Annotated in this window: 17 protein-coding genes; 7 read left to right on the forward strand and 10 right to left on the reverse strand. The window is 49.4% G+C overall.

The window, feature by feature from the left end; genetic code table 11:
* Positions 1-50 precede the first annotated feature (50 nt).
* Positions 51-2,036: an alpha-amylase family glycosyl hydrolase gene (locus tag ACFW2W_RS18065; protein WP_378181113.1), complete on the forward strand. Its 1,986-nt coding sequence runs from the start codon at positions 51-53 to the stop codon at positions 2,034-2,036.
* 293 nt (positions 2,037-2,329) lie between these two features.
* Here the strand turns inward: ACFW2W_RS18065 and ACFW2W_RS18070 are convergent, their stop codons facing one another.
* The 8 genes from ACFW2W_RS18070 to ACFW2W_RS18105 form a co-directional block, all read right to left on the reverse strand.
* Entirely contained in the window at positions 2,330-3,169 is an 840-nt protein-coding gene (locus tag ACFW2W_RS18070) for a M20/M25/M40 family metallo-hydrolase (protein ID WP_378181116.1), read from the reverse strand.
* Positions 3,170-3,173: 4 nt separating this feature from the next.
* Positions 3,174-3,284, reverse strand: coding sequence for a DUF4351 domain-containing protein (locus ACFW2W_RS18075; protein WP_378181119.1), 111 nt, complete (start codon positions 3,282-3,284; stop codon positions 3,174-3,176).
* 278 nt (positions 3,285-3,562) lie between these two features.
* Positions 3,563-5,812, reverse strand: coding sequence for a molybdopterin oxidoreductase family protein (locus ACFW2W_RS18080; protein ID WP_378181122.1), 2,250 nt, complete (start codon positions 5,810-5,812; stop codon positions 3,563-3,565).
* A gap of 91 nt (positions 5,813-5,903) precedes the next feature.
* The gene (locus ACFW2W_RS18085) at positions 5,904-6,749 is read right to left on the reverse strand and encodes a nitrate ABC transporter ATP-binding protein (protein ID WP_378181125.1); all 846 of its coding nucleotides are present in this window, start codon (positions 6,747-6,749) and stop codon (positions 5,904-5,906) included.
* 45 nt (positions 6,750-6,794) lie between these two features.
* Positions 6,795-8,798, reverse strand: a complete 2,004-nt coding sequence (locus ACFW2W_RS18090) for a nitrate ABC transporter ATP-binding protein (protein ID WP_378181128.1) — start codon at positions 8,796-8,798, stop codon at positions 6,795-6,797.
* A 427-nt stretch (positions 8,799-9,225) separates the two neighbouring features.
* Positions 9,226-10,068: a nitrate ABC transporter permease gene (gene ntrB / locus ACFW2W_RS18095; RefSeq protein ID WP_378181131.1), complete on the reverse strand. Its 843-nt coding sequence runs from the start codon at positions 10,066-10,068 to the stop codon at positions 9,226-9,228.
* Between the two features lie 104 nt (positions 10,069-10,172).
* Positions 10,173-11,513 (reverse strand): CmpA/NrtA family ABC transporter substrate-binding protein, encoded by a 1,341-nt coding sequence (locus tag ACFW2W_RS18100; protein WP_378181134.1) that lies wholly within the window; start codon positions 11,511-11,513, stop codon positions 10,173-10,175.
* 75 nt (positions 11,514-11,588) lie between these two features.
* Complete coding sequence (locus ACFW2W_RS18105) at positions 11,589-13,124, reverse strand: ferredoxin--nitrite reductase (protein ID WP_378181138.1); 1,536 nt, start codon at positions 13,122-13,124, stop codon at positions 11,589-11,591.
* Between the two features lie 472 nt (positions 13,125-13,596).
* Between ACFW2W_RS18105 and ACFW2W_RS18110 the strand changes: the two genes are divergently transcribed.
* The 4 genes from ACFW2W_RS18110 to ACFW2W_RS18125 all read left to right on the forward strand — a co-directional run bounded on the left by ACFW2W_RS18110 (position 13,597) and on the right by ACFW2W_RS18125 (position 18,890).
* Entirely contained in the window at positions 13,597-15,816 is a 2,220-nt protein-coding gene (locus tag ACFW2W_RS18110; RefSeq protein WP_378181141.1) for a DICT sensory domain-containing protein, read from the forward strand.
* A 172-nt stretch (positions 15,817-15,988) separates the two neighbouring features.
* Positions 15,989-16,414, forward strand: a complete 426-nt coding sequence (psaD, locus tag ACFW2W_RS18115) for a photosystem I reaction center subunit II (protein ID WP_378181144.1) — start codon at positions 15,989-15,991, stop codon at positions 16,412-16,414.
* 406 nt (positions 16,415-16,820) lie between these two features.
* Complete coding sequence (locus ACFW2W_RS18120) at positions 16,821-18,368, forward strand: anthranilate synthase component I family protein (protein ID WP_378181371.1); 1,548 nt, start codon at positions 16,821-16,823, stop codon at positions 18,366-18,368.
* Between the two features lie 222 nt (positions 18,369-18,590).
* A complete protein-coding gene (locus ACFW2W_RS18125; protein WP_378181147.1) occupies positions 18,591-18,890 on the forward strand; it encodes a hypothetical protein in 300 nt (99 codons plus the stop codon).
* Between the two features lie 2 nt (positions 18,891-18,892).
* Here the strand turns inward: ACFW2W_RS18125 and ACFW2W_RS18130 are convergent, their stop codons facing one another.
* Positions 18,893-20,131, reverse strand: a complete 1,239-nt coding sequence (locus ACFW2W_RS18130; RefSeq protein ID WP_378181150.1) for a septal ring lytic transglycosylase RlpA family protein — start codon at positions 20,129-20,131, stop codon at positions 18,893-18,895.
* Between the two features lie 222 nt (positions 20,132-20,353).
* On the opposite strand from ACFW2W_RS18130, the gene ACFW2W_RS18135 reads away from it, so the two are divergent.
* Positions 20,354-21,241 carry a PhzF family phenazine biosynthesis protein gene (locus tag ACFW2W_RS18135; RefSeq protein ID WP_378181152.1) on the forward strand — a complete coding sequence of 296 codons (888 nt, stop codon included), beginning with the start codon at positions 20,354-20,356 and terminating at the stop codon, positions 21,239-21,241.
* Positions 21,242-21,591: 350 nt separating this feature from the next.
* Positions 21,592-21,951 (forward strand): DUF952 domain-containing protein, encoded by a 360-nt coding sequence (locus ACFW2W_RS18140; RefSeq protein ID WP_378181156.1) that lies wholly within the window; start codon positions 21,592-21,594, stop codon positions 21,949-21,951.
* Positions 21,952-22,166: 215 nt separating this feature from the next.
* Here ACFW2W_RS18140 and crtB read toward each other — a convergent pair whose 3' ends face one another.
* The gene (gene crtB / locus ACFW2W_RS18145) at positions 22,167-23,096 is read right to left on the reverse strand and encodes a 15-cis-phytoene synthase CrtB (RefSeq protein ID WP_378181159.1); all 930 of its coding nucleotides are present in this window, start codon (positions 23,094-23,096) and stop codon (positions 22,167-22,169) included.
* Positions 23,097-23,132: the final 36 nt, after the last annotated feature.

Consider the following 23,132-nt stretch of genomic DNA (forward strand, 5'->3'; position numbering starts at 1 on the left):
CTCGTGTGTAAAAGCTCGTAGCTAACCTTCGTATTCAAGAGGTTTTTGTAATGCTTCCCAATTTATTACACCGCAAACAGACGCATTTCATTTTGTGGCGTCCAGGAAATATTCAACCACATCCAACGCTTTACATTGGCTACTTTCCAGCAGATAATCCAAACTCATTTGCAAACTTTCAAGAATTTGACCTGATCCAATCAACAGATTTTCCAGAATTGTGGGAAATCCCCGCTGAAAACTGCAATTTAATCGACGGGCAGGTTTATTTTTACTGGTTTAAAGTCCGCGACACCGACGCCTACACCAACACCCCTCGAATTCTCTACTGCACCGATCCTACAGCTTACACAGTAGATCGGCGTTTCTCTGCCCCAAAAGAATCCTCCCAAGAAAACAGTATCTCCAGCCTAGATCCAGCCAGCGTAATATTGTATCGAGATAAAATGCTGGTTCCGTGCGATCCGGAGGGGCAAACTGCGGATTGGGAAGGAGATACGACAGAAAACCTACAACCTAATAATCGGTTAGTTATTTACGAGTTACCCACCCGCTGGACTCGAATTCGTTCAACTGGGGGAATTCAAGAAGGAAATGGGACTTTTCAAGACGTAATTTCTCTATTTGTGCAAGAAGCGATCGCGCCTAATTTTTCTACAGTCCGCGCCTTACAAAACCGCGCTCATCTTGTGGAATTAGGTGTCAATGCTTTGGAACTTTTACCGCCATCTGATAGCGATCAAACGGATAATTGGGGCTACGGTACGGCTAATTATTTTGCCCCCGATTATGACTTAGGTCGCCCAGATAGTCAAGAAGCACCTACTGCTTCCACCGATTTAATCAATATCATCAAAGTTTGCCATGAACACGGCGTGCGCTTTTTTGTTGATGCGGTAATGGCTTTCTCCTACAACAATCCTTACCGTAATATCAATTATCTGGATTTTTACATCAAATTTAACAGCGGCGATGCAGAACAAGGAAATCGGGACGGATTTGGCGGTGATTTGTTTAAGTACAACTTTTGGGTACAAGGCTATCACCCGATAACAGGAAACCTGTCGCATTTCGTTCCTGCCCGCGAATACATGAAAGCCTACATTGCCCACTGGATAGATTATTATCGGGTAGATGGTTTGCGCCTCGATAGCGTCAACAATATCGGCAATTTTGACTTTTTGCAGGAATTCAAAGATTATGCGCGATCGCTTTGGCAGGAGCAAGGCAAAAGCGGTGATAAATTTCTTGTAGTCGGTGAAGAATTAAGCGTCCCTCTGGCTTTAATTTCTCAGAATCGCCTCGACGGACTGTGGAACGAAAAGTTTAAGCAGATTGTCCGTAGCGTCATTCTAGGACAAAATTCTTCTGATGAGCCTAGCTTTGAATGGAGCGTCCGCAAACTCATTGACTGTCGTAACTTAGGGTTTGCAGATGGTTCTCAAGCGGTTAATTATTTGACTTCCCATGATGTGGGAGGTTTTGGCAACGAACGTCTCTACAGCTACCTAAATAACAATCAAGTTTTTGATACAGAAAAGCGCATCAAACTAGCATTTGTTTGTTTGTTTACTGCTGTCGGGGTTCCGATGATTTTGGCAGGAGATGAATTCGCTGATCAGAATGACTTGCCAACTTCAGATGACCATAAAAAACAGGTCGATCCGGTTAACTACAGCCGTCTGACGGATGATTGGCGACAGCGTATTTTCAATTATGTTTGTAGATTAGTGAAGTTTCGGACTACTTCTAATGCTTTAGCAGTAAATGACACTCATTTTATTCAGGTTGACTTCAATGAAGGCAAGCGAGTTGTTGTTTGGCAGCGAGGCAAAGACGATCAATTAGTGATTGTGGTGGCGAATTTCTCTGAGTACGGGACTCCTCCAGGTTCTGAGTATAAAATACCGAATTGGCCTGCAACTCCGGCAGGTAAACAGTGGAAAGAAATGACGCAAGATCGCATGGTTCCAGTTGAATGGGCAGGCAAAGAAGGTGTCTTCCCGTGGGAAGCGAAGGTGTACGAGCTAGTTTAAAGCAATTCACCCTTAAATAGGGACACAGCACTGCCGTGTCCCTATGGGTTTCTAAACATCAATACACGCTATTTTCTGCTAAATTCGCTGGTAGCTAATTAAGTTTCGTCGTAGCGTGGCGCAGTCAGAATGATAGCGCTTGACTGAATTTCTAGTAGTTAATCCCGATTTCAACTTGGTTTGCCAACCGCTTGAGAATGACTTAGCGTTTTTTGCATTTTTCCATAGTTTTTCTTCTGATTAGATGGGCATCTAATTAAAAGTTGAGAGAATTAGTTTTGTCCAAATTACCGTCACAGATGGCGAATGCCAAAAGCCAAGCCGTGACAGACGCCAGTAAGAAAATCTAAATCCAGGGTGTCAATGCGATCGCTCGGCTGATGGTAGTGTGGATTCCGCATAAACGCCGTATCCGTCACCATCATTGCTTTATAGCCCAAATCCCAGAAGGGCGAATGATCGCTCAATCGCGTTTGGCGAACCATTAATCCTTTATTTGGCACCGGCAACCATTCGCTTGGAACCCCAACTTTACGAATGTTGCGGCTAAGGTGGATTAAATCAGGAATGGTCGGCAAATTACCGATTAAAGCAATGAAATCACCCCGATTGGGGTAAAAGCGTTCTAAACCAGTCGGATAGCGTTGCGAACCAGGGGCAGAATCGCAATATCCCAGCATTTCTAAGGAAAGCATCAAACGAAGCGATTGTCCTTGTTGCTTCAAATCAGCGGCATATTGCTGACTCCCCAGCATCCCGTATTCTTCCATATCAAAAGCAACCAATCGCACCGGGTATTTTGCCGGTTCTGCTGCGAAAATTCTCGCTAATTCCAATAGCGCGGCGACACCCGTGGCATTATCATCTGCGCCTGGGGTGCCCGGTGCCGCGTCATAGTGTGCGCCAATGAGAATCGGGGACTTCTGGTTATTTGTCACAGCGGGTAGATTCAGGATGAGATTCTGATGGTTTTGACCTCGAATGCTGAACTCATGGGTTTTTACAGTTCCCCATTGTTGCAGTTGTTCGCGGATGTAGTGCTGTACGTAGAAATGCCCCGAACTGGCGAGATAAGGATCGCGATCGCGTACTATTTGGGTGAGATGCGATCGCAAGTTTTCTTTTAAATCCAATTGTCTATTGCTCCTGAGTTTCTAACCAGGCGATTAAATCATTTACACACGAGAAATCCAATAGCGCCTTGCCCAAATCTTCTAACTGGGGAATGGATAATTGCTCAACACGCATAAGCATTTGTTGGGTTTCGATACCTCAACCCAACCTACCTTTGTTTGGGATTTTTAGCTTCTTCGTGAACCGGATTGATTACTATTAGGACTTACGCAAGAACTCTCTGCAACTCTTATTCCTTCGTGTCCTTTGCGTCCTTCGCGGTTCGTTTTTCCATAACTTTGCGTAAGTCCTGGCTATACTTGCATCGTTTCTAAAAATAGGGATACGGCAATGCCGTGTCCCTATTTAAGCCCAAAGAATTGAGAACAAATAACCTCAACTTAGCAGTTATTTTAAACAGACAAAGCTGAGGAAAAAGCCTTGGACTGAGTGGGCTGGAGTAGATACTCAGAGTCAACTTTTTCAGCAGCCAAGGGTACCAGTTGCACCGCACAAGCTTTCAGTTCTGGTTGCAGTGATTCGGGACAAGATTCGGCATGGGTGAGGGCGTTAGCTTCGGCACCATCCGCCCAAAGAGCGCCCCAGTGCATGGGGACAAAGGTAATACCGGGAGCGATCGCCTTTGTGACCTTGGCGGGGAATCGAGCAGTGCCGCGACGACTTCGCACTTCCACCCAGTCATTCTCCTGAATCTTCAAAGAAGCCGCATCGCGGGGATGAATTTCAATGAATGGCTGCGGGTGCATCTGGCGGAGTTTCTCAATGCGTCCGGTACGGGTTTGGGTGTGCCAGTGTCCGTAAAGTCTGCCCGTCGTCAGAACAAAAGGATAATTGGGATCGGGCGGTTCTGCCAGCCCCCGCGAATGATAGGCACCAAACCGCGCCCGTCCATCCGGCGTCGGAAAGCTCAAATTGGTGTAAAGCCTTTTAGGAGTGCTGAGGGAAGATTTTTTCGGTTCATTTTTAATTTTTAATTTTTCATTTTTAATTGGTTCGGGCCACTGAAGCGGACCTTGTTGCGCCAGTCGTTCGTGACTGATGCCGCTCATATCGCAGACGCGATCGCGTGTCAACTTCACATATTCGGCATAGACTGACGCTGACGTATCGTAGGAAAATTTTTCGGCAAAACCTAAGCGCCGTGCGACTTCTGCGAAGATTTGCCAATCGGGTTTGGCTTCTCCTGGGGGAGTGCGAAATGCCTGACACAGCGTTACCACTCGCTCGGAGTTGGTCATCGTGCCGGTTTTCTCGCTCCACTGCGCCGCCGGGAGCAAAACGTGAGCAAAGGCGGCGGTTTCGGTGGGGTAGTAGGCGTCTTGATAGACCGTGAAAGGCGATCGCTGCAATGCGGCTTTCGCACGTTCCAAGTCAGGTAAACTAACAGCGGGGTTCGTAGCGGCAATCCAGAGAACGCCCACATCTCCGGTTTCCAAACCCGTGATGATGTCCCACGCCGTGCGACCGGGATAGGGCGAAATTTGTCCGGCGGGGAGTTGCCAAAACGCTTCAAGTTCCGCTCGATGTTGGGGATTTTTGACCGCTCGATATCCAGGCAGAATGTGGCAAAGACCCCCAGTTTCCCTACCGCCCATTGCATTGGGTTGACCCGTGAGGGAAAACGGCCCCGCACCGGGTTTGCCAATTTGGGCGGTCATCAGGTGCAGATTCACGATCGTTCGCACCTTGGCAGTACCTTCTGAAGACTGATTCACACCCATCGACCACAGAGACAGCACGCGCTTCGACTTTGCCCAGTATCGCGCTGCTGTTTCCAGCTCATGGATGGAAATGCCGCATCGGTCGGCGACCACTTCCGGTGGATAGTGCTGGATGACTTCTGCAAAAGCTGGAAAATTTGTCGTGTTCTCGTCAATGAAATAAGAATCAATCTCGCCCCAACGCAGCAGCAGGTGAGCGATGCCATTGAGGAGATCCATATCCGTGCCTGACCGAATCGCCAAGTGCAAATCTGCTGCCTCAGCCGTTTTCGTCCGGCGCGGATCGACCACAATCATTTTGACGTGGGGGTTTTTCTTGTGGTGTTTCCGCAGGCGGTTAAAGATGATGGGGTGACACTCAGCGGTGTTGCTGCCGATGATAAAAGCACAGTCGGTCAAGTCTAAATCTTCGTAGCAGCAAGGAGGACCATCTGAACCAAAACTTTGCATATAACCCGCAACGGCGGAGGACATACACAGCCGGGAGTTGGAATCAAAATTATTCGTGCCCAGACACCCTTTGAGCAGTTTCTGAGCAACGTAGTAATCTTCAGTTTGCAGTTGCCCGGAGCCGTACATACACACGGCGTCCGCTCCTTGAGTTGCCAGAACGGTTTGAATCTTGCCCGCTACGCGATCCAAGGCTTCCTCCCAACTGGCGCGGCGGAAGGGTTCATCCAGGGAGTCGCGCATCATCGGATAGAGAAGGCGGTCTTTGGAAAGGGATTCGGCAACGGTAGCACCTTTGACACACACCATCCCCTGACTGGAAGGGTGCGCGCGATCGCCCTGCACTTTCCAGATGGGATTCCCTTGAGCATCCCGATGCGTTAGCTTACCGGCTTGGGCTGGAGGTGACACCTCCAATCCACAGCCGACGCCGCAGTAAGGGCAAAGGGTTTTTGTACTGTCAGTTGTCATTAGTCAGTTGTCAGTTGCTATCTTGTTGGATTGCTAATTGCTATTAGCCATACTTGCATTGGGGAAAAGGGGATTAGCCATTAACCAATAACTAATCATCATCATGAGCAAATCGGTTGAACAGGAAGTCGAGGGCGTAGTTCCGCAGGTTGTAATATTCCGGATCTTCCATAATCCGGGCGCGATTGCGGGGGCGGGGGAAGGGAATCTTCAAAACTTCGCCGATGTTTGCCGATGGCCCGTTGGTCATCATCACCAGCCGATCTGCCAAGAAGAGTGCTTCGTCGATGTCGTGGGTAATCATCAAGACGGTGACTTGATGTTCGCGCCAGATGGTTAGCAGTTCTTCTTGTAATTCTTCCTTAGTGATGGCATCTAAGGCTCCGAATGGCTCATCCAGAATTAATACTTTAGGACGAATCGAGAGCGCCCTAGCGATCGCTACTCGCTGTTTCATCCCCCCAGACAGCTGAGACGGTTTTTTGTCAGCCGCTTCAGTAAGTCCTACCATTGCCAGATGCTCCCGGACGATGGCGACTTTTTCCGATCGGGGTTTGCCGGAATAGACAGAATCCACGGCTAGGTAAACGTTCTCGAAGGCAGTCAACCAGGGAAGCAGGCAATAGTTCTGAAACACCATCATCCGGTCTGGACCGGGTTCGCGGATTTTCAGGGTTTCTAGCCGCACTTCACCGTCAGTTGGCTTGTTGAAACCTGACACCATGTTTAACAGGGTAGATTTGCCGCAACCAGAGTGCCCGATCAGGCAGATAAATTCGCCTTCGTAGACGGTGAGGTTTACCCCATCCAGAACGGTATACGACCCGGTAGGCGTGGGATAAATTTTGGAAACGTCTTCAATTACCAAATACGGGTCGCGGTTGACGGTTTCTGGGGTTAGTTGGGTGACGACGCCTGTGTTGTTCAAAGTGTGCATGGGGAGGTTGAAGGTTGTTAATAGGAAATGGCTAATGACTGATAACTAACGACTCACAACTAATGGGTCGATGTTAATTTCTTCGATGTGAATTGGACGCTTAATTTCCAAGCTATTGAGGTATTGGATGGGATCGTCGGGATTGAAAATGGTGCCGTCAAACATCTGCATGGGTGCGCGATCGCGTCCAATATCCATTAAGCCTAGTTCCCGCGCCGCTTCCCCAAATACATCGATGCGCCGCACCCGTTCTTGAATTTCTAGCCAGTTTTTGGGAAACGAGACAATTCCCCACCGTGCTAGCTGAGTCATCACCCACAGTCCTTCCTCCCGTTCTGGGAAGTTCGCTTTATCTACAAAGAACTGGTTATAACGCAATATCTGTTCGGGTGCTGCGCCCGTCCCGCGAACGTAGGGATCGATAAAGCCGGGACGGGTGTATTCTGGGGCGGAGCCGACGTATTGCGGCTGACAAAGTAAGTTGAGAATTTCTTCCCGATTGCGTCGGTCATCGCAGTATTCGCAAGCTTCCAAAAGTGCTTTGATTAAGGCGATATGAGCTTGCGGATGCTTATTTGCCCATTCTTCCTTGCATCCGAGTACTTTCTCCGGATGTCCCGCCCACAACTCCATATCGGTCGCAATGACAAAACCGAGTTTTTCATGAACGGCGCGAGAGTTCCAAGGTTCGCCAACACAGTAGCCATCAATACTTCCAGATTTCAGATTGGCGACCATTTGGGCGGGTGGAATCACCGTCAAACTGACATCTCGATCGGGATCGATGCCGCCACTTGCCAGCCAGTAGCGCAGCATCATGTTGTGCATGGAGGCAGGATGCACCACTCCTAGGGTATGGATTTTGTCGGGAGTTTGGGCGATCGCTTCCTTGAAATCTGCCAAGGTGCGAACGCCGCGATCGTATAAATCCTTACTCAAAGTAATCGCATTGCCATTGCGCGATAAAGTCATCGCCGTACACACGGGCATTGGCGGCTGACCATCGGCTCCCAAAGTCATTGCCATCGGCATCCCAGCAACCATCTGGGCGGCGTCCAGGCGTCCTGTCGCCACCCCTTGCGCGATCGCTTTCCAACTGGGTTCGCGGTTCAGCGTCACATCTTCTAACCCGTGCTTGGCGAAGAAACCTTTTTCCTTTGCCACTACCAAAGGGGCGCAGTCAGTCAGGGGAATAAAACCAATTTCCAGATTGATTTTCTCCAACCCATTCCGGGCAACCACCACAGGTTGCGTTGCCTTGCGCTGCTTGGCTTTTTTCTGCTGGTTGAGGAAGTAAATTATCTCATTCCGCAAGCCGTAGTAGCTGGGATGATTAACGACCTCCATCCGCTTGCGCGGACGGGGGATGGGGACTTCCAGAATTTGCCCGATATGCGCGTCTGGACCATTGGTCAGCATCACAATTCGGTCAGACAGTAGCAGTGCTTCGTCCACATCGTGCGTCACCATGATCGCGGTGACTTTGCTTTCCTGGCAGATTTGCATCAACTTTTCTTGCAAGCCGCCCCGTGTCAAGGCGTCTAGTGCCCCGAACGGTTCATCGAGTAGCAGCAACTTAGGACGAAGGGCGAGGGCACGCGCGATCGCTACCCGCTGTCTCATTCCCCCCGATAGCTGACCGGGTCGTTTATCCGCAGCATTCCGCAACCCCACCAAATCGATGTGATGCTCCACAATCCCCTTGCGTTCACCCCTGGGCTTGTTTTGCAATACTTCATCTACCCCCAGAGCGATGTTTTCCCGCACGGTTAGCCAGGGAAGCAGCGAATAATTTTGGAACACCACCATTCGGTCTGGTCCTGGCGAAGTCACCTGTCGCCCTTCTAAAATCACACCCCCACTCGTGGGTCTATCTAGACCAGCGACCATATTCAGTAGGGTGGATTTGCCGCATCCAGAGTGTCCAATTAAAGAAACAAATTCACCTTGTTTGATTTTCAGGTCAATATTCTTGAGTGCCACATAAGTACCGCCATTGGCAAGCGAGTACACCCGGTCAACATGGTCGATTTCTACAAAGACAGACATAAAAGAGGATTGAGGTATGAGGACTGAGGACTGAGGGCTGAGGGCTGAGGACTGAGGGCTGAGGTATGAGGACTGAGGACTGAGGACTGAGGGCTGAGGTATGAGGGCTGAGGTATGAGGGCTGAGGTATGAGGGCTGAGGTATGAGGGCTGAGGTATGAGGGCTGAGGTATGAGGGCTGAGGGCTGAGGTATGAGGGCTGAGGGCTGAGGTATGAGGGCTGAGGTATGAGGGCTGAGGACTGAGGGCTGAGGTATGAGGGCTGAGGTATGAGGGCTGAGGACTGAGGACTGAGGGCTGAGGACTAAGTGAGGGAACTAAAAGAGGACTGAGGGATAAAGATTGAAGATGAGTTGAGAAGTTAAAAGCGAAGATTTTACTTATACTTCCTCCTCACTCCTCAGTCCTCAGTCCTCAGTCCTTACTCCTTACTTCTGTTCTTCTGGTACAACTTTGGAGGCGACGAAACCGACCACCCTGTCTAGCAGCAGACCCACAATGCCGACATACACAAGCGCGAGAATAATTTGGCTCAGTAAAGAGTTGTTGTAAGCATCCCAGATAAAGAAACCAATTCCCACACCGCCTACCAACATTTCAGCAGCAACAATTGCCAGCCAAGACAAACCAATCCCAATCCTAAGTCCAGTAAAGATATAAGGAACCGCTGCGGGAAAGAGAATCTTAAAGAAATACTTCTGCTTAGAAAGTCGCAACACTCTGGCGACGTTTCGGTAATCTTGAGGAATCTGCTGTACGCCCACCGTGGTGTTAATAATAATGGGCCAGATAGATGTAATAAAAATTACGAAAATAGCTGAGGGATTGCTTTGTTGAAATGCCGCCAGAGAAATCGGTAGCCATGCTAAGGGGGGAATGGTACGCAGAACCTGAAAGAGGGGGTCTAAAGCACGGTAAGTAAACTGATTGGTGCCAATCAAGATACCCAAGGCGATCCCAACTATGGTAGACAGAGAGAAGCCAATCGCCACCCTTTGTAAGCTGGCGAAAATTTGCAACGCCAAGCCTTTATCCGTACCGCCATTATCAAAAAAGGGATTGATGATATAAGGGTCCCAAGTTTCACTTAGCACTAGCAGTGGTCCTGGCAACCCTTTAGAACCGGGAGGGCAGAGGATTTGCCAAACGATCAAAAAGACTGCCAGTGCTAGCAGCGGTGGTACAATGTGTTTAAGTTTCTTCTGGAAGAAGTTGCCGATTAACTTCTGGGGATTGTTACTTAAAAAGCGATTCTCAGTCCTAGCGGCCATTTTTTCTCCTATTTGTTAATCATATTGATTAGTTATTGGCTAGGGAATAGCGAGTAGGCGATCGCTCTTGAACAATTAGCAATTAGCTACTCGCTATTCGCCATTTATGCCTTCTTAATCTTGAGACTCTTCAAGTATTCCTCTGGCTTTTCTGGGTCAAACTTGACGCCATCAAAGAACGTTTCCACACCTCTAGAGCTGCTGGTCGGAATTTCTGTATCTGCAACTCCCAACGCTTTTGCCGCTTCTTTCCAGAGGTCTTCCCGGTTCACTTTGTCAACAAGTTCTTTAACTTTGGTGTCAGCAGGAATATTACCCCAACGGATGTTTTCAGTCAGGAACCAGGTGTCGTGGCTCTTGTAGGGATAAGAAGCGTTATCTGACCAGAACTTCATCAGCAGCGGACTATTTTGCACGACTGGGCGACCATCGCCGTAGTCAATGTTGCCTTTGGCACGCTCTATAATATCTTTGGCTGGCACCTTGAACCACTTTGCTTGGGAGACAATTTGGCACATCTCCTCTTTGTTTTCTGCCTTGTCGCACCACTGCTGGGCTTCTTGGACTGCCATTAGCAGCGCTTTGGCAGAATTGGGATTTTTATCTACCCAATCAGCCCGCATGGCAAAAGCTTTTTCGGGATGGTCTTTCCACAGTTCTCCCGTCACCAAGGCGGTGTAACCCTGCCCTTGGTTCACCAGCTGGGCGTTCCACGGTTCGCCTACACAGAAGGTTTCCATGTTGCCCGTTTTCATATTCGCCACCATCTGGGGCGGTGGTACGGGGACTGTAGAAAGATCCTTGTTGGGATCGATGCCGCCTGCTGCTAACCAGTAGCGCATCCAGAGGTCGTGGGTACCACCGGGAAAGGTAATGGCTGCTTTGAGGTCATTCTTGCCTCCAGCTTTGGCTTTGGCAAAGGCTTCTTTGAGTCCTTTGCTGTCTAAGCCGACTTTTGCATCTTTGTAAGTATTGGCAACAGAAATTGCTTGACCGTTGGTATTCAACCGCGCCAGGATGTACATCGGCACTGGCTGCTTGTTCTTGGTTTGTCCCAAGGTCATAAAGTAAGGCATGGGGGATAAAATATGCGCCCCATCAATGCCACCGGCGTTACCGGCTGTACCTAGCTCCAAATTATCGCGGGTGACGGGCCAAGAAGCTTGCTTGACAACTTCGACATCTGTCATGCCGTATTTGGCAAACAACCCTTTTTCCTTCGCTACGATCAGGGGTGCAGAATCCGTCAGAGCAATAAATCCTAGCTTGGCGGTGGTTGTTTCTACTTTCGGTGCGTTGGCTGCCGTGCTGGTGGCAGCGGGGGAGGAACCCGAAGCGGATTTGGCGCTATTGGTGGGGCCGGAACTACAGCCATGAGCCAACAGGCTTCCTGCTGTGGCTACTCCTGCTGTAATAATGAATTGCCGTCTAGAAAATCTGCTCATATTTCTCATGCAAGTGGTAAGTCGGTGGTAGGGAGTCGGTAATTGGCGGTAGGGAGTCGGTAAAAGCTTCTCCGCTTAAAAGCGAGGTGTAGCCCCAAACTGTTCGATCAATAAGTTCCGCAATAAGGGTTTGAGGTCTTCGCAGGGAATGCTTTTCTGGACGCAGGTACCCAGATGGGCTTCTTTACCGACTTTGCCGCCCATGTAAAGATCGACACCTTCTAAGGTTTTGCCGTTTTTGCGAACTTTCGTCCCCATCAAACCGATGTCGGCGACTTGAGGCTGACCGCAGGAGTTGGGGCAACCAGTCCAGTGAATCCGCACGGATTTGGTTAGAAATAATTCGGCTCCCAGTTCCTCAATCGTTGCCAGGGCGCGGTTTTTGGTTTCTATCAAGGCAAAGTTGCAGAACTGTGACCCGGTGCAGGAGACTAGCGATCGCGATAAGGGATCGGGATTGATGGAGAATCGCTCTAGCAGGGGTTCGGCTAAGCAGGAGTCTAAGCGCGAGTCGGGAATATTGGGGATGATGACATTTTGCTCAACTGTGAACCGCATTTCGCCGCTGCCGTAGACTTCAGCCATTCGGGCGAGGTCTAGCATATCCTGGGCATAAAGACGCCCTACAGGAACGTGTAAGCCGATGTAGTTTAAGCCGGGTTGCTGCTGCGGGTACACGCCGATATGGTCGCGCTTTTCCCAGTCAATTTCGTCTTTTTCTGCGGCTAGTTGCAGTGGCTTATCCAGATATTCTTCTACCAATGCTCGGAACTGTTCTAACCCCAATTCATCGATCAGCCACATTAAGCGTGCCTTGTGCCGATTCGATCTAGGGCCGCGATCGCGAAAAACTTCTAAAACGGCTCGGCATACTTCTACAACATCGTCGGGATGCACCCAAGCATTGAGGGGAATGGCAGCATCGCACCGTTTGGCAGAGAAGAAGCCACCGACGAGGACATTGAAACCGAAGATGCCATCTTTGTAGGCGGGGACGAAGGCGAGGTCATTGATTTCAGCGTGAACTGAGTTGTCGCGACAACCCGCGATCGCAATATTGAATTTCCGGGGCAGATTGCTGAAAGCTTTGTTGCCTTCCCCATGATTCGTAATCATATCCTGAACTTGCTGAACTAGCGATCGCGTATCAAACAATTCATCCGCATCAATCCCCGCTACTGGCGAACCTGTGATGTTGCGGACGTTATCCATACCCGACTGAACGCTGGTCATCTCCACTCGCTCTAACCGTCGGAAGATTTCTGGCACATCCTCTATCCGGACTCCCCGCAGTTGGATATTTTGCCGGGTGGTGATGTCGCCACTGCCATCTTCGCCGTAGCGCTGCACAATCTCGGCGAACATTCGCATTTGAGCGCTGGTGAGGATACCGCTGGGCATCCGCATCCGCATCATAAATTTTCCGGGCGTAACGGGTCTGAAGAAAATCCCTACCCACTTGAGTCGGTGGTCGCGGTCTGTTTCGTCCATCGCCTCCCAGCCAACCTGGGCAAAATGTTCGATTTCTGCCTTTACCGCCAGACCATCTTTCTCTGCTTTGAATTTTTCAAATTTATTCAGACTTGCTGTGGGCGTGGCTGTGCTTGTCATGGGTATGTCCTCATTACGTGTCGCTCGAATGCCCCCAAACGGATAATCTTGTGTTTGTCAATTGCTCGTTGATGATAAGTTATGCAAACTGAACCGGGAAATTCGTATAAGAAATTACAAAATATTAATAGAAATGAAGTTTTTGCATCGGTTAGATGCAGTTTAGTCATGACATCCTCCTTAAGGAAGATTAATAATAAGCATAAGAAATTTTTATAGGGAGGGCTGGGGAAGCGATCGCTTCCTCTCAAAGCCCTATCAATGCAACCATTGAGTTTCCCTCAACTCACAGCCATCAAGTAGCAGAACTCACAGGAGCGTGACGCCGCCTCCCCTAGAACCTAGAGTTAAGCAATTGTGTGAGAATTTACGCTCCGTAAAACCGGATTAGCAGGAAATATTCAAAACGTTAAGAGGAACGCTGTTTTGTACGATAGGCATAGAACGGGTACAAAACTCGGCAAATTATTAAATGAGCATCCCGACTTCTGTACTGGCAGATTTGCTGCAAGTCCTGCCCCAGCTGCGACCTCAAATGTATTTCAAGTCTTCTTTAATCGCCTTATCCCATGCGATGGAAGACCAGGTTCTGGCATCTTTAGACCAGCATCTGGTGATTGCCAGCTTCCAGCGAGAGCGCTTCTATCGTCAGGAGGCTCACCGTTATCGACGGATTGGAGAACGGACAGAGCAGTTATATGTGCTGGCAGCACCAGAAACGGACTTTACCAGCTGTTCGGGAGCTTACGAAACGGTCGCGTTTGAGCCAACAGATGGTTTAAGTGAAGAGTGGCACTTAGTAGTGATTGGACAGAATTATGCCACCTGCTTAGTTTGTCGAGAACGAAAGATAACGGATGATATGCGATCGCGTCAGGGTGCAAAAGGTCATACAGCAGCAAGAATTGCAATCCCACCAGCGGTTTCCTCCACCCGCCTCCCTTCCGACCCCCCTCGAACGACCTCCCGATTGCGTATTTCATCGTTTGAAGGGATAGACCCCGCCCGCCGGTTTGAGGGAATCTGGACTTTCGATCGGCAAGTCAGTTGCGTCGTTGCTGAATTATTGCTGAATCGGATTTTGCAGTACCGTCCAGAATTGGCTCAAAAGCTCGCTCAAGCCCGGAATATTTACGGCATCCCTTCCACGGGTCAGTTTTTAGAAGCTTCCTTGGGAAAAACCAATCGGGAAGCAGCCGATAGGCAGAATTTTTTAGTTCAAAACTCCATACAGGCGGCGAAGGAATCCTCCGCCCAAACCCCAGAGTCTCTAACCGACAATCCCGATCCCTTTGTCCAGTGCCTGGTGACTTACTTGCAAGCGGGGCAATACAAGCTGCTCAAAGCTTATCGCTCGATTTCTGCCCAAGAACGCAAAGAGCGCCTGGTGAACTCAATTACCGCTGCCATCCGGCGGGGCAGCCACACCGGACAGCCCTTGCACCCGGATGAAATTCTGTCCGTTGCCGTGCAGGAATTAGGACAGGCACTCTCTCCTTGCCGGTGTCTGATTTATCGTGCCGGGGCAACGGATACATCTGCCACGATTAACCATGAATTTTTGAAAGTGACGGATAACGGGAATTTTCGACTTGTCTCTGCACTCGGTCAGGATTGGCCTCTACAGGAAAATCCTCTATTTCAGGAAGTTGTGCAGCACCGAGAGCGAGTTTATGTTGCCGATACTCATATAGACCCTCGCATTGTAGGAGTGTCGGAACTTCCTTCTAATCCCTCACTCCAGACTTTGGTGAGCGACTTTTCTATTCAGTCTTGGCTGCTGGTGCCAGTCCTGTATCAGGATCGGTTGCTGGGAATAGTAGAGTTGCATCATTGCGGTGCTACCCCCTATGAGTGGCAGGACGACGAATTGGAACTCGTAGAAGCCATTTCTATTCAAATCGCCGGGGCACTGATTCAAGCCGAAGCCTACGCGAACCTGGAAGACCTCAACCAACAGCTAGAAGCTCTCGACCGCACCCGCAGCAACTTAGTCGCGATTACGGGTCACGAACTCCGCACCCCCCTCTCCACTATCCAAGTCTGCCTGGAAAGTCTGGCAAGCGAACCTGATATGCCCCCGGAGATGCGGCAAGTGATGCTCAGCACCGCTCTCACCGACGCCGAGCGGATGCGTAAACTGGTGCAAGACTTCCTCACACTTTCTCGCCTGGAAAGTGGTCGGGTGCAATGGCATCCAGAAGCCTTAGCGCTGCCAGAGTGCATCGATCTTGCCCTCAGCAGTATCCGCGCCCGCAATTCGGATGGTCAGCTGCCAAAGATTATCACCAAAGTGCCAGATTCGCTGCCTTTAGTGCGAGCGGATGGGGAGTGGCTGGTCGAGGTTCTTGCCAAACTGCTGGACAACGCTTGCAAATTTACAACGCCTAAAGGAAAAATTACTATACTCGCTCAGTGTAACGACAGCTCGATGCTGGAAGTTACGGTTGCCGATACAGGTCGTGGCATTGAACCCAACGGGCTTGAGGTTGTCTTCGATCGGTTCTATCAGGAAGAAGGCGCTCTGCGGCGAACCACTGGCGGTACTGGTCTGGGACTGGCGATTTGTCGCCAAGTTGTCACGGGTTGGGGCGGTCAAATTTGGGCTGAATCTGCTGGTAAAGACCAAGGCAGTCAGTTTCACTTTACCGTCCCTATCGTGGCAAGGCAGCCAGCAGTCAGTAGTCCTTGATTAATCACCAGTCAGCAATTAGTAGTCAGCAGCCCTTGACTAATGACCCATGACCCATGACTAAATGACCAACGACCAATGACTAATGACAAACTGTTACAGTTCTTGACAGACTCGCAAGACAGGCGTTGCCTCGGTGATAGGATGCCCTAAAACGTTGGGAGAAAAATCTATGCCAGAAACTCTTACTGGACAAACCCCCATATTTGGTGGCGGTACCGGCGGCTTGCTCACCAAAGCTGAAGTAGAAGAAAAGTACGCCATCACTTGGACAAGCCCGAAACAGCAAGTATTTGAATTGCCCACTGGTGGCTCTGCCATCATGAATCAAGGTGAAAACTTGCTATACCTGGCACGTAAAGAATACTGCATCATGTTAGGCGGTCAGGTACTCCGAGCCAAGTTCAAAATCAACAACTACAAGATTTACCGTGTCTTTCCGAACGGTGAAACTGAGTACTTGCATCCTAAGGATGGCGTCTTCCCAGAGAAAGTCAATCAAGGTCGTCCTTATGTGAATAAGCTAGACCGTAACATTGGCAGCAACCCGGAACCTCCAACCGTTAAGTTTAGCGGTCGTCCGACTTACGAGGTTTAGCACCTTTTAAATTTTTTCTTCTTGAGTAGGGTGGGTACTATCCACCCTACTTTGTTCGTTAAAGATGATGGCATAGATGGGCGGAGAAATGGCAATACTGGTGGGTTAAAGGTTTGCATTCAGATATGTGAGCCGCCACGACTCCTCGATAAATTGGGGGGAACTCCCTGAAAAGTCAGTACATCTGAGGGCAACCACAGGGGGATTGAACCCGAAAAAACGCTATATGTATAAGCTTTGCGTAAGTCCTGCTCTGTCAAAACACGAGAGTCAAAATTTGAAGGATGAAGGATGAACTGAAGCGTCTGGTTCTTCCCTTTTCCCTTTTACGCCCGTTTCTGTTTTACCCTGGATGAATAATGGCGTCGCTAGGGCGAATCGCCTCGATCCAGAACGCAAGAAAATTATGATTTTTCCTGATTTTTCCCAATTTTCCGATCTGGCTAAACAGGGTAATTTTGTGCCGGTGTATCAGGAATGGGTGGCAGATCTAGATACACCCGTGTCGGCTTGGTACAAAGTCTGTGCTGGACAGCCTTATAGCTTTTTACTGGAATCCGTGGAAGGTGGGGAAAAAGTAGGACGCTACAGTTTTGTCGGCTGCGATCCTTTGTGGGTGTTGGAGGCTAGAGGAAGTAAAACGACGCAAACCCACCGTGACGGGAGGGCGATCGCTTTTGAAGGCGATCCGTTTAAAGCATTAGCTTATTGTCTAAAGCCGTTTCACCCGGTGAAGTTGCCCCAATTGCCGCCTGGAATCGGCGGATTATTTGGCTTCTGGGGTTATGAACTGATTAACTGGATAGAGCCGCGCGTGCCGATTTATCCCGCCTCAGAGGACGATTTGCCGGATGGATTGTGGATGCAGGTAGATAACCTGATTATTTTCGATCAGGTGAAGCGGAAGATTTGGGCGATCGCGTATGCGGATTTGCGCGACCTGGATGTGGATTATGCTCAGGCATATCAACAGGCGTGCGATCGCGTTACTCAACTGGTAAGCAAACTCCAGCTACCTCTGTCGGGAAAAGATACTTTGTTGCAATGGACGCCCCCAGAAAACCGAGAGAAAGAACTCACCTACACCAGCAACACCGGACGCGAACAATTCTGCGCTAACGTCGAAAAGGCAAAAGATTACATTCGCGCCGGAGATATTTTCCAAGTCGTCCTGTCTCAACAACTCTGTGCCGAGTATAGCGGCGACCCCTTTGCCTTATATCGCTCTTTGCGCCTAATTAATCCCTCGCCTTATATGGCTTATTTTAACTTCGGCGATTGGCAGATTATCGGTTCTAGTCCGGAAGTGATGGTCAAGGCGGTGCTGAGTTCCTACGCAGGCGATGCGCTAACTTCTGAGGGGGGGATGAGCGCTACCGTGCGCCCGATTGCTGGGACGCGCCCGCGAGGGAAGACGCCAAAAGAAGATGACGCTTTTGCCGAGGACTTACTTCAAGACCCTAAGGAAATTGCCGAACACGTGATGCTGGTTGACTTAGGTCGCAATGATTTGGGGCGCGTCTGCACTAGCGGTACGGTGAGAGTCGATGAATTGATGCTAATTGAGCGTTACTCTCATGTGATGCACATCGTCAGCAACGTGCTGGGAGAACTTGCGCCCGGTAAAACCGCCTGGGATTTACTCAAAGCCTGCTTCCCCGCAGGAACCGTCAGCGGTGCGCCGAAGATTCGAGCAATGGAGATTATTCACGAACTTGAACTCTGTCGTCGCGGTCCCTATTCGGGGGCTTATGGATGGTATGACTTTGAGGGGCAATTAAATACAGCGATCGCTATTCGCACGATGGTTGTTCGTTCTCAAGCCAGTGGTAAACATCAGGTGTCAGTCCAAGCGGGTGCGGGTCTGGTTGCCGATTCTCGCCCCGAAACTGAGTACCAAGAAACCCTCAACAAAGCCAAAGGCTTGCTAGAGGCTATCCGCTGTCTTGAATAGAGACTGAGGAGTCAGGAGTCAGGACTGAGGACTGAGGAGTGAGGGCTGAGGACTGAGGGCTGAGGACTGAGGGCTGAGGACTGAGGGCTGAGGGCTGAGGGCTGAGGACTGAGGAGTCAGGACTGAGGAGTGAGGGCTGAGGACTGAGGACTGAGGAGTCAGGACTGAGGAGTGAGGGCTGAGGACTGAGTAACTAATGGTTTAAAGCACCATTATTTAGTTATGGAGAAGAAGAAAGAATTGTTTCTCTTCTGGCGCAGCCCGAAGAAATCGCATCATTATTTCAATCCCCGACTTTTAAGTCTGGGGTATACTCAGTCCGTGCTTCGCACCGCTACGCTTGACAGTCCTCAGCCCTCAGTCCTCAGTCCTCAGCCCTCAGTCCTCAGCCCTCAGTCCTCAGCCCTCAGCCCTCAGTCCTCAGTCCTCAGCCCTCAGCCCTCAGCCCTCAGCCCTCAGCCCTCAGCCCTCAGCCCTCACTCCTCAGCCCTCAGTCCTCAGCCCTCACTCCTCAGTCTTTGAGCTTAGAGCGGTTTCATCACTACTGCTTCATACGGAATGACGCCCACCTCTTCACTCTTAACGCAGCGAGCGGCTCCCCGCGACAAATCCAGCGTTCTCGGCGCAATGTAGGGGCCACGGTCAGTCACCCGCACGATGACAGCATCCCCATTTTTCAAGTTTGTCACTTTTAGAAAGGTATTAAAAGGTAGAGAGGGATGAGCCGCCGTGAGTGCATCCTGGTTGTAGATTTCGCCGTTTGCCGTTTGGCGTCCGTGAAAATAGCCCCCATACCAAGAGGCTAAACCCTCCAGTTTGGTATCTGTCTGGATTAATCCGTGCATTTGGGCTTGAGCTTCCACCAAGCTTAAAGGCTTTTCCCCCAAGGCGATGCGGAGATTATTTACCCATTCGATTGCTAAGAGTTGGCGATCGCGATTGAAGTTGGTGGCGATCGCGTCGTCAATTACAAACAACTGGTCATTGCCCAGCTTACCCCCTGGCTTCCCTTCCACCAGCGTTGGTTTCAGTTGCGAAGCATCTAGATGGGAGTTTTGCAGGAGTTGCGCGACTCGCTTAGCAAATAGCTCAGCTTGGGTTTTTTCGGGTATTTGAGCAACCAAATGTCCCTTCACCCAGACTTGAAACTGCTCTTGTTCTCTGTCGGATGTGGCGACGCTCTTGCTTTTGCGCCCAGTCAACGACATCCAAAAACCTCGCCGTTTACCCATTTTTTCACCGATTGGGCGATCGCCCGATTCGCCCTTGTAGCGAGTCTGAACCACTGCAACCGGCGAAGGCGTTGTTTTGTCGCGAGATTCAGCCCAAGCAGGCAATTTCAATAAATTCTGCATCACCTGCATAATTCTGTCCGGAAAACTAGGCTTTGGCACTCGACTGGCAGGGACTTCAACCCATGAAGCCGACTGGGATAGGATGGTTGGCGCTACTGGCACTTCCTTCGTTGATGTCGATCCGGGGCGGCAAAGCACATTATCCACCGTATCTAGCTTCCGGCTAGCTTGTCCGGGCGCTTTGGCTTTGTTTGATGAAGACTGGCTCTGGTTTCCTCCTAGCTGGAAACCCCAGGAAGGCAAGAACGCACTGAAAGTCTGAGAATGTAAACCACTTAAATAAGAGTAAGGTTCCCCCGTTCCTACAGCCTGAACGAACAGAGGTTTATCGCTTTCGAGGGGATTATTGACAGCTGAAAAAACCTTGGCTGGAAGTGTTATCGAGAGGTAATCAGGTATACTCGACAACGCCTGGTTAGAGAAAAAACAGCTGACCCAAGAAGTTACCCAAACAAGTCCGAAAAATGGCATTGGCAAAAAAATCTTTAGTTACAATGCACGCTGGATTTGCAAACGTTCTCTAGTATACCAACCTCCCTATTTGGTATATCTGCCCTCCGGCTGAGTTGTGCATTTGGACGCGATCCCAGCCTCTTGCTAATAAACCATATAGCAGCGATTTTGACAAGTATGAAGCCACTTAACTTTTACATTGTTGATGTATTTGCCGTAGAAAAATATACTGGTAATCAGCTAGCAGTCTTTACGGATGCCGGTGAGCTTTCTGATGCTCAGATGCAACGAATTGCTAAGGAGACGAACTATTCAGAAACCACTTTTGTAACCTCTCTTGAGGTTCGAGAAGGAGGTTATGATGTGCGAATTTTTACGCCGGAGCAAGAATTACCGTTTGCGGGTCATCCTACCTTAGGAACTGCCTATATTTTGCAACAAGCAATTATTAATCAGCTGGTTGAAAACTTAATTTTAAATCTGAAGGTTGGGCAAATTCCCGTATCGCTGCATTACGCAGAGCAAGCAGTAGAATGGTTGTGGATGCAGCAAAAACCACCTATTTTTAGCCAAACCTTCGAGAGAGAGACACTCGCCCAAGTTTTGAATTTAGAACCAAGCGAGATAGATCGTCAATTCCCAATTCAAGAAGTTTCGACTGGGGTTCCCTTTATTATCGTTCCCTTGAAAACGCACCAATCCTTAAAGCGAATCAAGATAAATAAGGATAAATATTTTGATTTAGTTAGTCACACTCAAGGCAAATGTATATTGGTTTTCTGTCCTGAAACTTATAATCCAGAGAATGACTTGAGTGTGCGCGTGTTTGCAGAATATGCAGGGATTCCAGAAGATCCAGCTACAGGAAGTGCGAATGGTTGTTTAGCTGGTTATTTAGTTCAGCATTCCTATTTGGGAGTAGAGACAATTAATCTTAGAGTTGAGCAAGGATATGAAATTGGCAGACCTTCTTTGTTGTTGTTAAAAGCTCACAAAAATGCTGATTCCATTGAAGTATCGGTGGGTGGTAAGGTAATTTTAGTTGCAAAAGGGGAATTCGTCTAATCTGCGAGATTTGTTTCAACGCAATCGGGTTTGGTTAAGTATAATTCTAGTGATTGTAATGATTGTAGGTTGGGTTAAGCGCCTAAGCGAAACCCAACATTATAAAGCGTTTGTTGGGTAATGTTGCCTTAACCCAACCTCACGGGGTAAGGTTTTTAGCCTTAAGCGAACCAGATTGTGCCTCTATCCGTGGAAGTAAATAAAGGTCTACCTCTTACCAATTAGATCAGGACTTACGCAACATCACCACATCTGAGGGCAACCACAGGGGGATTGCCCCTACAAAACGCTATATGTATAAGCTTTGCGTAAGTCCTGAGATTTTAAAATAACAATTTTTGGAAAATTTCATGAGTATTATTTTGCACATCACGAAGCGCGAACAGTGGGAAGAAGCAAAATCAACTAAAAAATATTGCGGCGATACGTTGGAATCGGAGGGTTTTATCCACTGCTCAACTCCAGAGCAAGTTATCAAAGTAGCGAATAGCTTTTTTCATTCCCAAAGTGGCTTAGTTCTGCTGTGCCTTGAATCGGAGGAAATTGAGGCAGAAATCCGATATGAGGGATTAGACGAAGGAGAACGTTTTCCTCATATCTATGGGGCTTTAAATATCACTGCTGTGGTGCAAGTGCTGGACTTCTATCCGGGGGAAGATGGCTGCTTTGAATTGCCGCCAGAAATTGCTGATGGTGCTGACAAGGCTTGAAGAACGGGAGCGTCCTCGTGAGCAGCATCAGTTGCCCATTAGAGGCGACCTGAACCGCATCCCTGATTGATTTCAGACTTTCAAGCGATTTGATAGGAGCAAGTCCGTTTATCGATCGATCGATAAACGGACTTGAAATCGGGAATCGCTAATCCCAAACAGCATAGGGTTTCCAGACATGAGTTGATTTTCCTCTGGTTGTCGCTACCACAGAGTTATAGCACCTGCGCCCTCAACCAAGCGGCTGGCAAACTCAGCAGCTTGCGGGGAGTCGGGACGTAAGCTCTGGTGCTAAATACATCGTACTGATTGCGTTCAATCCGATCGAGAATCTGGCTGTAGAGGATTAAAGCCGCCGCGACGGGCCAACGAGCGTCGGAACTAAGGGCACCGATCCCCTGTTCGGCTTCAGCGTAGAATTTGCGTGCCCGTTGAATTTGGAAACGCATCAATTCGCACCATCGCTCATCGACCACGCCATTCATCAGATCCTGTTCGGTGTAGTTAAATAACGCTAATTCTTCGAGGGGCAGGTAAATGCGACCCCGACGGGCGTCTTCTCCGACATCTCGCAGGATATTGGTGAGTTGGTTGGCGATGCCGAGGGCGATCGCTTCCGAGGTGGGAACATAAATCTCTTGATGGCGCTTCCAGGGTGCTGTATACGGTTCCGTATCGACACCCATCACCGCAGTAGACATCAACCCCACCGTACCGGCAACCCGATAGCAGTAAAGATTGAGTTCCTCAAACGTCTCGTATCGGCTGCGGTATAGATCCATTCGCTGACCCGCAATCATATCCCGAAATGGTTGAATATCCATCGGGAAGCGTTTCAGCGTGTCTACCAAAGCCACATCCGGATCGTCTAGGGGTTCGCCAGCAAAGACAGATTCTAGCTGTTTTTCCCACCGATCCAAAGTTTCAGGAGTCGTAATCGCGGCTGTGGCACCGTCCACCAGTTCATCGGTGCGACGACACCAAGCGTAAATTGCCCAGATGGCACGACGCTTGGCTGCTGGCATCAGCAGCGTACCCAGATAAAACGTCTTTGCGTACTTAGCCGTAATCTGGCGACAGAGTTGGTAAGCGTCCTCTATTGAAGCCAGCGTTCTCATGCGCGGGAAATTAGACAGTTGCAGCATTCAGTACAGGCACCAGAGATTGTCAGTTGTCCGTTG

The sequence above is a fragment of the Coleofasciculus sp. H7-2 genome (assembly GCF_042747725.1).
Classification (GTDB): Bacteria; Cyanobacteriota; Cyanobacteriia; order Cyanobacteriales; family FACHB-T130; genus FACHB-T130.